Below are 14,847 nucleotides of genomic sequence, written 5' to 3' on the forward strand. Positions count from 1 at the left end.
CTACGGGGCCTGGAACCCGGCGGCGGTGAGGACGGCTCGGCCGGTGTCGGAGAGCACGTGGGTGACGAACGCCCGCGCCCCGGACTCGTTGGGCGCGCTCTCCAGCACGGTGATCGGGTAGTCGTTCACCGCTGCGGCCGATTCGGGGAACTCGATCCCGTCGACGTCGTCGGCGGCGGCCCTCACGTCGGTGCGATAGACCAGCGCGGCGTCGACCTCGCCCAGCCTGACCTTGGACAGGGCGGCCTTGACGTCCTGCTCCAGGGTGACGGGGTTGAGCCGCACGCCGGCGGCGTCGAGGGCCTTCTTCGCCGCCGCCCCGCACGGAACCTGCTCGGCGCAGAGCGCGACCTTCGCATCCGGCCCGGTCAGGTCGGCGAGCCGGGTCACCCCGGCCGGGTTGCCCCTCGGCACCGCGATCACGAGCTGGTTGCGGACGAAGACCGTGGGCGTCCCCTCGGCGTTGCCGGCGTCGACGACGGCCGCCATGTTGGCCGGGGCGGCGGAGGCGAAGACGTCCGCCGGCGCGCCCTGGTTGATCTGGGTGGCCAGGGCCGAGCTGCCGGCGAAGCTGAAGGTGACCCGCACCCCCGGGTTGGCCCGCTCGAAGTCCTTGCCGAGCTGCGTGAACGACTCGGTAAGCGACGCGGCGGCGAACACCGTGACGTTGCCGCCCACCGCGCCACCGCCACCGCCCGGTTGCCGGCCGGCCACGTCGCCACCGCCGCACCCGGCCGACCCCAGCACCGCCAGCACGGCGACGGCGACCAGGGCGGTACGGGATCGTCCTGCTCTCACGGGCTGCTCCTTCCTCGACCTCCCGCGACCGCCGCCGGCCGCTCCACGACGACCGTGGTCGACTTGATCACTGCGATCGCCACCGATCCGACCGCCAGGCCGAGGTCGTCGACCGCCTCGCGGCTCATCAGCGACACCACCCGGAACGGGCCGGCCTGGATGTCCACCTGTGCCATCACCGCGTCCTTGGTCACGGCGGTGACGATGCCCCGCAACCGGTTGCGCGCCGACGACTCGTCGGCGCGTTCGTCCGGGTCGTCGGCGTGCGTCCGCACGAACGCGGCCAACTCGACCCCGTCGATCACCCGGTGGCCGTGCCCGTCCCGGATCGCGGTGAGCCGCCCGGCATCCACCCAACGCCGCATCGTGTCCACGCTGACGCCGAGCAACTCGGCCGCCTCACCCATCCGGAACACCGTCACGACGGTCACCCTAGCGGACCGCACCTGCCGGCATGAAGTGGCCGAACATGCCGTATCTGCAATCTCTCTCTCCACGCACGGACCGCAGCTGCCGGTCCGGCTCGAAATATCCGCGCTCCGGTCCCGGGGTCCGGCTAGGCTGGCCGGGCCGGTTCGCAGTGGGCGGAGGTCAGGACTCGGATGCCCCGGACGTCGTTCATCTCGACCACCATCCCGTACGTGAACGCGCGCCCCCATCTCGGCCATGCGCTGGAATACGTCCAGGCCGACAGCTACGCGCGGCACATGGCACGCCGGGGTGACGACGTCTTCTTCATGAGCGGCTCCGACGAGAACAGCCTCAAGAACGTCCTCGCCGCCCAGCGGGCCGGGCTGACGACCAGGGATTTCGTCGACGGCAACGTCAAACACTTCGCAGGGCTGATCGAGGCGCTGGACCTACGGGTCGACCACTTCGTCCGGACCAGCGTGGACAGTGACCACATCGAGGGCGCGACCGAGTTCTGGCGGCGGATGCGGGCCAGCGGCGACATCTACCTCAGGGAATACGAGGGGCTGTACTGCGTCGGCTGTGAACAGTTCTATCCGGAGGGCGACCTGCTCGACGGCAGATGTCCCGAGCACCTCACCGTGCCGGAGACGGTGAGCGAAACGAACTACTTCTTCCGGCTGTCGAGATACCACGACCGGCTGCTGGCGGCACTGACCAGCGGCGAGATCTCCGTCGTGCCGCACACCCGGCTCAACGAGGTGACCAGCTTCGTGCGCCGCGGCCTGGCCGACATCAGCGTCTCCCGCTCCGTCGGGCGGGCCCACGGCTGGGGCATCCCCGTCCCGGGCGACCCGGGCCAGGTCATGTACGTCTGGATCGACGCGCTGACCAACTACGTCAACGGCCTCGGCTTCGTACGCGACGACGACCGCTACCGCCGCTACTGGGCGGAGGCGGCGAGCCGGGTGCACGTGATGGGCAAGGGTGTGACCCGCTTCCACGCCGTCTACTGGCCCGCGATGCTGCTCGCCGCCGGCCTCCCGCTGCCGACCGAGATCGTCGTGCACGGCTACGTCACCGTCGACGGCGGCAAGATCAGTAAGTCGCTCGGCAACGCGGTCGACCCGGGCGAACTCCTCGACACCTACGGACTCGACGCGGTCCGCTACCTCCTGCTGGCGGACTTCTCGCCCTTCGGCGACGGCGACTTCAGCGAGGAACGGCTGATCGGCCGCTACAACACCGACCTGGCCAACGGGCTCGGCAACCTCGTCGGCCGGATGACGAGCATGGTGATCCGCTACCGCGACGGCGTCGTCCCGGCCGGCGGCCCCATCGGCGAAGCCGACCGGGCCCTCGCCGAACAGGTCCGGACCACCGAGTCGGAGGCGACCGCCGCCATGGACCGCTACGACCACCGCGAGGCGCTGGCCCGCGTCGTCGACCTGGTCCGACGCAGCAACGCGTACGTCGACGAACGCGCCCCCTGGCACCTCGCCCGGTCGGGCAGGGCGGCGGACGCCCACCTTCTCGACACGACCCTGCACCACCTGGCCGCCGCGGTCCGCCAGCTCGGCTATGCCGTCGGCCCGTTCCTGCCACGGGCGGGCACGCGCATCCTGGCGACCCTGGGTGCCACCGAGTCCGACGTCCCCGGCGCCGGGGACTGGCTCGACGGCGTCGCCGGCCGCACCGTCACCAAGCCCGAGGCCCTCTTCCCACGGCTCGCACCGAGATAGCCGCGCCGAAAGCGACCATTTCGCCGGCCGTGGGCGGCATCGGTGGTGACCGCAACCACATCCGTCCGGTCCTCGTGGCGCGGGAGGCGGCCGAACTCTATCGTCCGGGGCGGCAGGCCGGGCCCGACCGGCCGCCGGGCATCGGGGCAGCTGAGCATCGGGGCAGCAGCCCGGTCCGGCTACGGGACATGTGAGCGGGACATGCGAGGGAGAGACCTGTGACCACCACCGCCGATCGGATGGCGGCGGCGTACTTCGACGCCGTCGAGCTGCTCTGCCGGCTGACTCCGAAGGGCTGGTACGCCGAGCAGGGCACCGCCCGCGCGGCGGTGACGCACGCCGGCATCCCGACCATGAACGCGGCCTACGACACGACACCGGAACCGGACATCGACTCGCTCGACGAGATGGCGACCGAGGTCGCCAGGCAGGCCGGAGCCTGGTCGATCATGGTGCGCGGCGAGGCCGGCGGCGAGGTCGCCGACCTCGCGGCCCGGCACGGCCTGGCCAGGCGCAGCGACCTGCCGTTGCTGGCCTGCGCCGCCGACGACATCGTGTTCCGGCAGGGCGCGGCACCGCGGACCGTGGTACGCCGGGTCGGCGCGGCCGAGAGCGAGCTCTACACCGAGGCTCTCGCCCGGGGCTTCGACGTGCCCGCGGACGCCTTCGGTTCGCTCTTCGGCGGCGGCCTGCTCGACACCGAGCCGGTCACCGGCTACCTGACCGGGGAGTCCGGCCGACCCACCGGCACCGGCCTGGGGATACGGACCCACGGCGCGGTCGGCGTCTTCAACATCGCCGTCGTCCCGGCAGCCCGCCGCCGCGGCCTGGGCCGGACGATCACCGAGGCCGTACTGCGCGACGGCGTCGCGGCCGGCGCGGACGCGGTCTACCTGCACGCCTCCGCGATGGGCCGGCCGCTCTACGAGTCGATGGGGCTGCGACACGTGGAGACCTGGACCGTGTTCGACGCGGGGTCATGACCCCGGACGCATCGACATGCCACGAGACACGTCCGGGACAGGCCGCGACACACGTCTGAGAGATGAGCCGTGAACTTCAGTGAGAGGGTGCGCTCGGCCTTCCGGCGCGGCGAGACCGACGTCGTCGTCCGGATGAGCGAGGCCGAGATCGCGCGGGCCCGGGCGGCCGGCGACCCGGCGGGCGAGGTGGAGGCCCGGTACAGCCTGGCCCGGGTCGCCATCCGTGGCGGCGACCTGGCGGCCGGAGAGGCCAGGGCCCGGGAGGCCCTGGCCATCGCGCTGCGCTCCGGCGACCGCAGCCTCGAGGAGCGGCCGAGACACGTACTCGCGGGCGTGGCGCGGATGTCCGGCGACCTGCTCCGCGCCCGGGACCTCTACCGGGAGAGCATCGCCCTCAACGAGGCACTCGGACAGCCGAGGACGGTCAACTCGGAATACCACAACCTCGCCTTCTGCGAGCTGGGCCTGGGACATCTCGACGTGGCGGGGAGGCTCTTCGCCGAGGGCCGTGCGCAGGTGTTCGGCAACAACTGGGACGACTTCGTGCCGTACGTCTGCGTGGCGGGCGCCGCGCTCGCCTCCGCCGGGGCCGACCACGCCCGGGCGGCCCGCATGGTCGGTGTCGCGGACGCCGCGTTCGCGTCGCTCGGCCAGGTGCCGGATCCCGACGACGCGGCCGACCTCGCCAGGGTGCGCACGGCGGCGACCGAGGCGCTCGGCCCGGCCGCCTTCGCCGACGAGTACGCCCGGGGCCAGCTTCTCGACCCCCGCGCGGCCTTCGCCGACGACCGGCCCTGACACACCTCGACACACCGGGACCTTGCTTTCCCTTCGCCAGCTCAGCGCCGCAGTGGCAACAGGGGAAAGGGGGCCCGCCCCGGACCCGGGGCAGGGGGTCCAGGGCGGGCCGGCGCGGAAACTCGCCGGAGGAACAGCTTCCGCGTGGGTGATGAGGCAGGTCACTGTCGGCGGCGGGGAACCCAGTAGAGGATCTGTCCGACGATCGTGGCGGGGTGACGGTCGGGAAGTGCCTCCAGTGCGCGGGCGAGGTGCGCGGCGAGGTACATCGTCAGTCCGACCCGGTTGCCGTTGAAGCTGCGCAGTAGGGCCAGGCGGGCATCGTGGCAGGGCCAGTCGTGTTCGCATACCAGGCAGGCGTACCGGTCTCCGGGGAGGTGCTGGCCGGCGCGGGCCGCCGCCAGCCGTCGCCGTGCGGCGTGCCGCTCCCATCGCGCCCACGGCCCGATCACGGTCTACATCCGTTCGGTGTGCCGGGCGCGGTGCTCCTGGGCGGGTGACAGGTTGTCCGCACGTGCTGGCCCTGGCGCGGGCCGGGCCCAGGTGGGATTATTCCAGCCGTCGTACCGGTCGCTCGGGAGTGGGGCGGGCGCGTAGCGCACGACCTTCGGGGCTGACAGCTCCCGGCCCGCCCGGTACTCCGCCTCGGTCATCGGCCGCACGAACAGCTCCGGCGGTGGCGCGGGCACCGCCGGGCAGCGCCATGTGCCGCCGCACCGGCAGCGCAGCCAGAGCCACCACCACGCGCGGTGATGTCGGGAATTGTGGGTCTGTCTCATGTGTGAGCCTCCCGTCGACAGTTGGGACGGGGACGGTGTCACCGGGGGTGTTTCGCCGTGGCCTCAACGCCCCCAAGAGCACCGCCCCCGTGGGCGCCTCGGCCGACGTGGGCGATGAACGTTTGCGACCGCCAACCGGAAGCGCTTGCGATCCACCATGGACGGCAAAGCGCGAACGAGGGAAGATGTTTTGGCGACAGTAAACATGGATATTCCGATGCGCTGGCGATTTAAGAGAGGCACTAGACATGAGTAATCTCCCAGCAAGACTCAAAGAGCTGAGGGCCGAGCGCGGGGTTACTCAAGATCAGGTCGCAGAGGTAGTGCAGGTCAGCAAGTCTTTGATAGCTGCATTCGAGACCGCGAGACATGTCCCCCGGCCGGAAACGGCGGTCTGCCTAGATGATTACTTTGGAACCGGGACCGAGATCCAGGAGGCGTCTGCCGAGGCCAGGGCAAACCGGAAGCCGCCGCCAAGCTGGTTCCGCCCTTGGCGGGACTTGGAGGAAACGGCCTCGACTCTTCGCTACTTCCAGGCAACCCTGATCCCCGGCCTGTTACAGACAGAGGCGTACGCCCGTGCCGTGTTTGCCAGTACGGGGCTGCTCACCGAGGATGAGGTACTTGACCGGGTTGCCCTGCGAATGGAGCGGCAAGCCACGATCATCGACCGTCCCGGCCGGCCGTCCTTCGTGTTCTTCCTGGACGCGTCCACGCTCCGATGCGGCCCGATGGAGATCGCTAAAGATCAACTGCTGGCACTGGCGGACGTTGGCGCCCGGCCCAATGTCTTCGTCCACATCATTCCGGACGAAGCGGGGCTACACGCGGGGCGTAGCGGGTCGTTCGCCCTGGCGACGATGGAGGGCGGGGGGATGATTGGCCTGCTGGAGGACTTCTATGAGGACCGTGTGATCGTCGAGCCGGGCCGCGTGGCTGGCCTCGATCGGACATGGCAGGCTATAGCGGCGGCTGCACTTCCGTGCGCCCAGTCAAGAGACTTTATCTTGAGGTTGGTGGATGACAATGACGACCGAACGGCCGCGCTGGCGGAAGGCCAGCCGTAGCGGTCAGAGCGGCGGCAACTGCGTCGAGGTTGCCGACAACCTTCCCGGCCGGGTGCTGGTCCGGGACACCAAGGACCGGGACGGCGGAACCCTGGCGTTCGTCCCGGCCGCGTGGCAGGCGTTCGTCAACCTGGCCGGGCACGGCCGCTAACGGCGGCACACGCCGCGCGCCAGGGTCCCGCCGACTACCGTGTGGGGGCAGGCGGGCGACCAGCCGCAGGCGGCCCCCGAGGGTCCGCCCGATCGCGGCGCTTGGCCGGTTGAGCGCGCCGTGGCCGGGATTCGGCTCCGTCCGGAATCCGAGCCGCTGTACCTCCCGGTGAAGCTCGCTCGCGGCCAGGGGGTCACCACCCCACCCCCGCCGTCACATCCCCCGGCCGGAGGCTGGACAGCGTCCCGCGTCGCTGCCGTCTCCGCCTGGCTGGCCACGGACGCACGCAGCCCGCCGGGGACGCACCGGGGACGCGACGCTCCCCCGTCGCCCGCACAGCTCGCGGAAATCGACGATTGTCGTGGTGACCCGCCAGTGGCACGATGGTCTTTGTTGGGCAACCAAACTAAATGGCCCACCGGAACCCGGTCGCCGCCCCGGCGGTGACACGACACGTTAGGAGGCCCGCATGAGACCCGTCCACTTGCGCGGGACCAGGCACCGAACGCTCCGTACCGGCCTCGCCGCCGTCGCCGCCCTGCTGCTCGGCGTCGGCGTGACGGCGGCGATCGGTGCCCCGGCCAGCGCCGCCACCGGCTGCCGGGTGAACTACACCGTCAACCAGTGGCCGGGTGGCTTCACCGCCAACGTGGCCCTCACCAACCTCGGCGACCCCCTTAACGGGTGGACGCTGCAGTGGAGCTTCGCGAACGGCCAGACCGTCACGCAGGGCTGGGGCGGCGAGTTCAGCCAGAGCGGCTCCCGCGTCACGGTGACCAATGCGTCGTACAACGCCGCCCTGGGCACGAACGCCACCGTCACGCCCGGCTTCAACGGGACCTGGAACGGCAGCAACACCGCGCCCACCTCGTTCACCCTCAACGGGGTGACCTGCACCGGAGCTCCCTCCACCGGGCAGCCGCCCACCGGTGCACCCACCCCGACACCCTCGCCACCCGGAGGCGTCGCCTGGACGTCGTCCGACCAGTGGGGGACGTGGACCAACGGCGGGTACACGCTCTACAACAACATCTGGGGCAGCGGCGCCGGCAGCCAGACCATCTGGGCCAACTCGTACAGCACCTGGGGAGTCAACGCCAACCACCCGAACACCGGCGGCGTGAAGTCCTACCCCAACGCCACCCGGAACGTGAACCGGAACCTCAGCGCGATCCAGAGCCTGACCAGCAGCTTCAACGTGACCGTGCCGAGCGGCGGGGCGTACGCGAGCACCTACGACATCTGGGCCAACAACCACGCGTACGAGATCATGCTCTGGATGAACAGGACCGGCCCGGTCGGGCCGCTGGGCTCGCTGCAGACCACGGCGTCGGTCGGCGGGCACACCTGGCAGATCTACCGGGGCTCGAACGGCGCCAACGAGGTCTTCTCGTTCATCCGCACTAGCAACACCAACTCGGGGACGGTGGACATCCTCGCCGTGCTCAACTGGATCCGTAACGCGGGCTGGTACGGCGACGTCCTGGTCGGGGACGTCCAGTTCGGCTACGAGATCACCTCGTCGTCGGGTGGACTGACCTTCACCACCAACAGCTTCTCGGTGTCGTACCGCTGATTCCACCCTCCGCCGACCGGGCCCCGGCGCACCCCGCCGGAGCCCGGTCGGCCGTCACGGGTCCGGGCACGCTCCTCCGGAAGCCGGTGCCCACCGGCGCGCGGGTTCGCGGGGACCTCTTTCGGGCGGGATCCCGGAGCGGCCGGGCAACGGCGCGGGCATATGCCACTATTGCGTCGTTAGGGGGCATTCAGCATGCCGGACAAGGGCCAGGTTCTGCGCCTGCTCGAACAGGGACACGACTATCCCGAGATCGCCCGCCGGCTCGGCGTCCCGGCCGGTCAGGCATACCTGATCGCCACGGGCGTACCGGCGGACAACGGCGACGGCGTGACCCGGGAGCAGCGTGACCGGCCGGGGATCCTGCCCTCCCGGACGCAGCGACTGGTCAACGACCGCGAGGTCAACCCGACCTCGTCGCCCCTGGTGCACGAGTGGGTACGCCGCCGGGCCGCCGAGGACCGGCAGATGCAGCAGGCCGCCCACCCGGACCGGCAGACGCGGCAGGCCGCCGATCCGGACCGGCCGGGCTGAACGGCCGAGCGGGAGGAGAGCACGGATGGTCAGGATCTCCCTTGGCGCGTGGCCCGTCTGGCGGCAGCTCACCGGCACCGACCCGTATGCCCGGGGCGCGGCGGCCAGATCGTCGGTGAGCGACTCCCTCGACCCACGCACCGCCGGCGCGGAGCGGGTCGTCAAGTCGATCTGCCCCTACTGCGCCGTCGGCTGCGCACAGAACGTCTACGTCCGGGACGGCCGGGTGGTGCAGATCGAGGGAGATCCGGACTCGCCGGTCAGCCGGGGTCGGCTCTGCCCGAAGGGGGCCGCCTCGCTCCAGTTGACCACGGGCTCCGGCCGGGCGCGCACGGTGTTGTACCGCCCGCCGTACGCCACGCAGTGGCAGGAGCTCGACCTCGCCACGGCGATGGACATGATCGCCGACCGGGTGATCCGGACCCGTCGGGAGACCTGGCGGGCCGAGGAGAACGGCAAACGGGTGGCCCGCACGATGGGCATCGCCAGCCTCGGCGGCGCGACCCTGGACAACGAGGAGAACTACCTCATCAAGAAGCTGTTCACCGCGCTCGGCATGGTGCAGATCGAGAACCAGGCCCGGGTCTGCCACAGCTCCACGGTGATCGGCCTCGGCACCTCGTTCGGGCGGGGCGGCGCCACCACCTTCATGCAGGACGCCCAGCACGCCGACTGCATCGTCATCGAGGGCTCCAACTACGCCGAGGCCCATCCGGTCGGATTCCAGTGGATCATGAAGGCCAAGGCGCGCGGCGCGGTCGTCATCCACGTCGACCCGCGGTTCACCCGCACCAGCGCCCTGGCCGACCTGCACGTGCCGATCCGGGCCGGCAGCGACGTGGCGTTCCTCGGCGGAATCATCAACCACGTCCTCTCCGAGGAGAAAGATTTCCGGGAGTACGTGCTGGCGTACACGAACGCGGCCACGATCATCAACGAGGACTTCCGCGACACCGAGGATCTGGACGGGCTCTTCTCCGGCTTCGACCCGGATGAGCACGTCTACTCCGAGCAGACCTGGCAGTACGAGGGCGTCAGGGTCGTCTCCGCCTCCGGCAAGCGGAACACCGACCACCGGCAGCGCGCCTCCGGCGCCTCGTCCGGGCGGGGCGAGAAGCACGGCTCCGGCGGCGCGGCGCTCAACGGGGAGCCGGAGCAGGACCCCACCCTGCGGCACCCCCGCTGCGTCTACCAGATCCTCAAGCGGCACTACGCCCGCTACACCCCCGAGATGGTCGAACGGATCTGCGGCACCCCGCCCGAGGTCTTCGCGCAGGTGTGCCGGCACCTGGTGGAGAACTCCGGCCCGGAGCGGACCAGCGAGTTCATCTACGCGGTGGGCTGGACCCAGCACTCGGACGGCTCCCAGTTCATCCGGGCCGCCAGCGTGCTCCAGTTGCTGCTGGGCAACATCGGCCGCCCCGGCGGCGGCATCCAGGCACTGCGCGGGCATGCCAGCATCCAGGGCTCCACCGACGTACCCACCCTGTTCAACCTGCTGCCCGGCTACATCCCGATGCCGCACGCGCAGACGAGCGAGACGCTTGACGACTTCGTCGCCGCCGACGCCGCCAAGAAGGGCTACTGGGCCAACATGAAGGCGTACCTGGTCAGCCTGATGAAGGCCTGGTGGGGGCCGGCGGCCACGCCGGAGAACGACTTCTGCTTCGGCTACCTTCCCCGGCTCACCGGCAGCCACTGCACCTACGACACCGTGCTGGAGCAGCTCGCCGGCACCTGCAAGGGTTACTTCCTGCTCGGCGAGAACCCGGCGGTGGGCTCGGCGAACGCGAAGATGCAGCGCCTCGGCATGGCGAACCTGGACTGGCTGGTGGTCCGCGACTTCAGCCTGATCGAGAGCGCCACCTGGTGGCGGGACGGCCCGGAGATCGAGTCCGGTGAGCTGCGTACCGAGGAGATCGGCACCGAGGTCTTCTTCCTGCCCGCCGCCGCGCACATCGAGAAGTCCGGCAGCTTCACCAACACCAACCGGATGCTGCAGTGGCACCACCGGGCGGTCGAGCCGGCGGGTGACCGGCGCAGCGAACTCTGGTTCATGTACCACCTCGGCCGGATCATCCGCGACAAGCTCGCCGGCTCCACCGAGCCGATGGACCGGCCCATCCTGGAACTCACCTGGGACTACCCCACCGACGGCGCGGTGGCGGAGCCCTCCGCCGAGGCGGTGCTCGCGGAGATCAACGGCTGGAACGCCGCCGGCGAGCCCCTGCCTGGCTACGTCGCACTCGCCGACGACGGCTCCACCGCGTGCGGCTGCTGGATCTACTGCGGGGTGTACAAGGACGGGGTCAACCAGGCGGCCCGGCGCAAACCCGCGCAGGAGCAGAACTGGGTCGCCCAGGAGTGGGCCTGGGCCTGGCCGGACAACCGGCGGCTGCTCTACAACCGCGCCTCGGCCCGCCCCGACGGCCGGCCGTGGAGCGAGCGGAAGAAGCTGGTCTGGTGGGACGAGCAGGCCGGCCGCTGGACCGGGTACGACGTACCCGACTTCGAACCGACCAAGCGCCCCGACCACCAGCCGCCGGAGGGCGCCACCGGGGTGGCGGCGCTGCGCGGCACCGACGCGTTCATCATGCAGGCCGACGGGCGGGCCTGGCTCTACGCCCCGGCCGGCATCGTCGACGGGCCGCTGCCCACACACTACGAGCCGCAGGACTCCCCGATCGACAACCCGCTCTACGGCCAGCAGCGCAACCCGGCCCGGCTGATCTATCCGCACGAGCACAACCGCTACCAGCCGAGCGGCCGGCAGGCCGGCGCGGAGGTCTTCCCCTACGTGGTGACCACCTACCGGCTCACCGAGCACTTCACCGCCGGCGCGATGAGCCGGAACACGCCGTACCTGGCCGAGCTGCAACCCGAGTTCTTCTGCGAGGTCTCCCCCGAGCTGGCCGTGGAACGCGGGCTGGCACACGGCGGCTGGGCCACCATCGTCACGGCGCGCAACGCCATCGAGGCCCGGGTCCTGGTCACCGAGCGGATGGCGCCGCTCCGGATGGACGGGCGGGTCGTCCACCAGATCGGCCTGCCGTTCCACTGGGGACCGAACGGCTACAGCCGGGGCGACGCCGCCAACGAGCTCTCCGCCATCTCGCTGGACCCGAACTCGCACATCCAGGAGGTGAAGGCCTTCTCCGCCGACATCCGCCCCGGGCGCCGGCCACGCGGACCGGCCCGGCCCGCGCTGGTCGGCGAGTACCAGGCCCGTGCCGGCATCACCAGCCTGACCGGAACGGAGGCCTAGGCGATGGGAATCGACCTGCGGGAGGCGGCCCGCGCCGGCCTCGACCCGGCCGGCGCCAGCGGGTACGACGCGCACCCGCCCCGGGTGGGCTTCTTCACCGACACCAGCGTCTGCATCGGCTGCAAGGCCTGCGAGGTGGCGTGCAAGGAGTGGAACGCCATCCCCGAGGACGGGCTGACCTTCACCGGCATGTCCTACGACAACACCATGGGACTCGGTGCCGACACCTGGCGGCACGTGGCCTTCGTCGAGCAGCCCCGGCGGCTGGGCCGGCAGGAGTCGAACCTCGCCGACGCCGAACTGTCGGCGGCGATCACCGCGCGGGCGGCGGCCCGCACCCCCGTCTCGCTCGGCATGCCGGAGTCCCGGCCGCCGGACGGGCAGGTGGGCCCGGTGCGGGAGATGGACTTCCGCTGGCTGATGGCCTCCGACGTGTGCAAGCACTGCACCCACGCCGCCTGCCTGGACGTCTGCCCGACCGGGTCGCTGTTCCGGACCGAGTTCGGCACGGTGGTGGTGCAGGAGGACATCTGCAACGGCTGCGGCTACTGCGTGCCGGCCTGCCCCTACGGAGTGATCGACCAGCGCAGGGACGACGGGCGGGTGTGGAAGTGCACGCTCTGCTACGACCGGCTCTCCGTCGGCCAGGAACCGGCCTGCGCGAAGAGCTGCCCGACCGACTCGATCCAGTTCGGGGAGCTGGACGAGCTGCGCGAGCGGGCCGAGCAGCGGGTCCGGCACCTGCGCGACCAGGGCGTGGTCGACGCCCGGCTCTACGGGCACGACCCCGCCGACGGGGTGGGCGGCGCCGGCGCCTTCTTCCTGCTGCTCGACGAGCCGGAGGTGTACGGCCTGCCGCCGGACCCGGTGGTGACCACCCGCGACCTGCCGGCCATGTGGCGCCGGGTCGGGGTGGCCGCCGCCGGGCTGCTGGTCGGGCTGGTCGGCGTGACGATCATCGGAGGGCGCGGATGAACCGGACCGACGTACGCCTCGACGGCCACCCGGAGCTGCCCGCCGAGCGGGAGGCGGCGGTCGGTTCGGCCGGCCGGTGGCGGCGGCACCAACGCGGCGAGCGATTGATGGTGTCCAGGGCCGAGTTCCGCTCGTACTACGGGCTGCCGGTGCTCAATCCACCGACCTGGGAGGCGCCGGACATCGCCGGTTATCTCTTCCTCGGCGGGCTGGCCGGTGCCTCCTCCACGCTGGCCGCCGCCGCCGAACTGACCGGGCGGACCCGGCTCGCCGCCGGGCTCAAGGCCGGCGCCGCGGGCGCGCTGGGCGGCTCGCTCTACTCGCTGATCCACGACCTCGGCCGGCCGGAACGGTTCGTCAACATGCTGCGGGTCTGCAAGCCCAGCTCGCCGATGAGCATCGGATCCTGGCTGCTGGCCACGTACGGCCCGCTGGCCGGACTGGCCGCCGGCAGCCAGCTGACCGGGTGGCTACCCCGGCTCGGCCGGCTCGGCACGACGGGTGCGGCTCTGGTCGGGCCGGCGGTCGCCGCGTACACCGGGGCGCTGATCGCCAACACGGCCGTGCCGACCTGGCACGAGGCGTACCGCGAGCTGCCGGCGATGTTCGTCGGATCCGCCGCCGCCTCCGCCGGCGGGCTCGGCCTGCTCGTCGCGCCGGCCGCCGAGGCCGGGCCGGCCCGCCGCGCCGCCGTGCTCGGCGCCGCCGTCGAGCTGGCCGCCGCCCGGCGGATGGAGCGGCGGCTCGGCCCGCTCGCCGAGCCCCTGCACACCGGCGCCGGTGGACGGCTGCTCCGCCTCGGCAGGGCGCTGAGCGTCGCAGGCGCGGCACTGGCGGTCACCGGCCGGCACAGCCGCGCCGGCAGCGCCGCCGCCGGGGCCGCCATCCTGGCCGGTGCCGTCTGCACCCGGTTCGGCATCTTCACCGCCGGGGTCGACTCCGCCCGGGATCCGGCGTACACCGTCGCGCCGCAGCGGGAACGGCTCTCCGCCCGTACGCGGGAGGCGACCACCTCGTGAAGAAGGCACTCGAGTACCTGCCCCTGGCCGGCATCGTCCTGACCACCTGCCTCGCCGCGGCGCTGGCCGTCCGGCAGCAGCAGCGGCGGACGCCGCGACGCCGGTGACCGGGGCGGACGCCGCCGTCCCGCCGATGACGGGACGGCGCCGCGGCGCCGGTGACGGGTTGGACGGCCGGCACCGGCGGCGCCCTCAGACCGGGCCCGTCCGCCCGGTCCGCCGGGGCCAGATCTTGACCGCCGCCGCACCACCGGCGATCGCGGCCGCGATGGTGACACCGAGCACGAGCAGCGCGACGGCGGCCGCCTCCTGGACGGTGTCGGTCACGCTGCCGGGCACCGCTCCTCCGGGACCGCCGAACCCGCCGGCGCCGTACACGTCGCCGAACGCCCCGAAACCGATGCCGGTGCCGATGCTGGCCAGGATGAGCACCGCGACGACGCTCAGCGCCCACACCGTCACACCAAGCAGCATGCCGTCGAGGGTGCCGCGCCACCGGGCCGAGGCACCGGCGGTCATACCGCCCGCGAAGAGGCCCACGGCGGCCGCGACCAGCGACCACCACCAGGCGGCGCTGTCCAGGCTGGGTGTGGGAGCGCCACCGACCCCGGTGACCCCCACCGCGACGAAGAAGACCTCCAGGGTGATCCAGACGGCCAGGGCGACCACGAAACCGGCCCAGACCGGACCACCGCTGATCCGGTCCCCGCGCGGCCTCTGCCCGGAGGGCGGTGCGGCGGGGGCCGGCG

The 14,847-nt window shown here is 71.8% G+C and carries 15 protein-coding genes; 10 read left to right on the top strand and 5 right to left on the bottom strand.

Features of this window, described 5'->3' with window-relative positions; all coding sequences use genetic code 11:
• Together modA and ACN27G_RS15815 are read right to left on the bottom strand one after the other, a co-directional pair.
• On the bottom strand, positions 1-798 hold the full coding sequence (modA, locus tag ACN27G_RS15810) for a molybdate ABC transporter substrate-binding protein (protein ID WP_421493571.1): 798 nt from the start codon (positions 796-798) through the stop codon (positions 1-3).
• Positions 795-1,220, bottom strand: a complete 426-nt coding sequence (locus tag ACN27G_RS15815) for a TOBE domain-containing protein (protein ID WP_421493572.1) — start codon at positions 1,218-1,220, stop codon at positions 795-797. The genes modA and ACN27G_RS15815 overlap by 4 nt, the downstream gene beginning before the upstream one ends.
• 180 nt (positions 1,221-1,400) lie before the next feature.
• On the opposite strand from ACN27G_RS15815, the gene metG reads away from it, so the two are divergent.
• The 3 genes from metG to ACN27G_RS15830 all read left to right on the top strand — a co-directional run bounded on the left by metG (position 1,401) and on the right by ACN27G_RS15830 (position 4,732).
• Positions 1,401-2,951, top strand: a complete 1,551-nt coding sequence (gene metG / locus ACN27G_RS15820) for a methionine--tRNA ligase (protein WP_421493573.1) — start codon at positions 1,401-1,403, stop codon at positions 2,949-2,951.
• A 218-nt stretch (positions 2,952-3,169) separates the two neighbouring features.
• Positions 3,170-3,934 (top strand): GNAT family N-acetyltransferase, encoded by a 765-nt coding sequence (locus ACN27G_RS15825; RefSeq protein WP_421493574.1) that lies wholly within the window; start codon positions 3,170-3,172, stop codon positions 3,932-3,934.
• Between the two features lie 69 nt (positions 3,935-4,003).
• Entirely contained in the window at positions 4,004-4,732 is a 729-nt protein-coding gene (locus ACN27G_RS15830; RefSeq protein WP_421493575.1) for a tetratricopeptide repeat protein, read from the top strand.
• 161 nt (positions 4,733-4,893) lie between these two features.
• Here the strand turns inward: ACN27G_RS15830 and ACN27G_RS15835 are convergent, their stop codons facing one another.
• Both ACN27G_RS15835 and ACN27G_RS15840 read right to left on the bottom strand, forming a co-directional pair.
• A complete protein-coding gene (locus ACN27G_RS15835) occupies positions 4,894-5,184 on the bottom strand; it encodes a flavin reductase (RefSeq protein WP_421493576.1) in 291 nt (96 codons plus the stop codon).
• Between the two features lie 3 nt (positions 5,185-5,187).
• Positions 5,188-5,511, bottom strand: coding sequence for a hypothetical protein (locus ACN27G_RS15840; protein WP_421493577.1), 324 nt, complete (start codon positions 5,509-5,511; stop codon positions 5,188-5,190).
• 248 nt (positions 5,512-5,759) lie between these two features.
• Here ACN27G_RS15840 and ACN27G_RS15845 point away from each other — a divergent pair, with 248 nt between their 5' ends.
• The 7 genes from ACN27G_RS15845 (at position 5,760) to nrfD (ending at position 14,098) form a co-directional block, all read left to right on the top strand.
• Complete coding sequence (locus tag ACN27G_RS15845; protein ID WP_421493578.1) at positions 5,760-6,578, top strand: helix-turn-helix domain-containing protein; 819 nt, start codon at positions 5,760-5,762, stop codon at positions 6,576-6,578.
• Complete coding sequence (locus ACN27G_RS15850; protein WP_421497336.1) at positions 6,538-6,729, top strand: DUF397 domain-containing protein; 192 nt, start codon at positions 6,538-6,540, stop codon at positions 6,727-6,729. The genes ACN27G_RS15845 and ACN27G_RS15850 overlap by 41 nt, the downstream gene beginning before the upstream one ends.
• Before the next feature lie 469 nt (positions 6,730-7,198).
• Positions 7,199-8,305, top strand: coding sequence for a cellulose binding domain-containing protein (locus ACN27G_RS15855; protein WP_421493579.1), 1,107 nt, complete (start codon positions 7,199-7,201; stop codon positions 8,303-8,305).
• 195 nt (positions 8,306-8,500) lie between these two features.
• Positions 8,501-8,839, top strand: coding sequence for a hypothetical protein (locus ACN27G_RS15860; protein WP_421493580.1), 339 nt, complete (start codon positions 8,501-8,503; stop codon positions 8,837-8,839).
• Positions 8,840-8,864: 25 nt separating this feature from the next.
• A complete protein-coding gene (gene fdh / locus ACN27G_RS15865) occupies positions 8,865-12,104 on the top strand; it encodes a formate dehydrogenase (protein WP_421493581.1) in 3,240 nt (1,079 codons plus the stop codon).
• A 3-nt stretch (positions 12,105-12,107) separates the two neighbouring features.
• Positions 12,108-13,079 (top strand): 4Fe-4S dicluster domain-containing protein, encoded by a 972-nt coding sequence (locus ACN27G_RS15870; RefSeq protein WP_421493582.1) that lies wholly within the window; start codon positions 12,108-12,110, stop codon positions 13,077-13,079.
• Positions 13,076-14,098, top strand: coding sequence for an NrfD/PsrC family molybdoenzyme membrane anchor subunit (gene nrfD / locus ACN27G_RS15875; protein WP_421493583.1), 1,023 nt, complete (start codon positions 13,076-13,078; stop codon positions 14,096-14,098). The genes ACN27G_RS15870 and nrfD overlap by 4 nt, the downstream gene beginning before the upstream one ends.
• A 192-nt stretch (positions 14,099-14,290) precedes the next feature.
• Here the strand turns inward: nrfD and ACN27G_RS15880 are convergent, their stop codons facing one another.
• On the bottom strand, positions 14,291-14,767 hold the full coding sequence (locus ACN27G_RS15880) for a hypothetical protein (protein WP_421493584.1): 477 nt from the start codon (positions 14,765-14,767) through the stop codon (positions 14,291-14,293).
• Between the last annotated feature and the right edge of the window lie 80 nt (positions 14,768-14,847).

The sequence above is a fragment of the Plantactinospora sp. WMMB334 genome (genome assembly GCF_049179095.1).
In the GTDB taxonomy this organism is placed as follows: Bacteria; Actinomycetota; Actinomycetes; order Mycobacteriales; family Micromonosporaceae; genus Plantactinospora.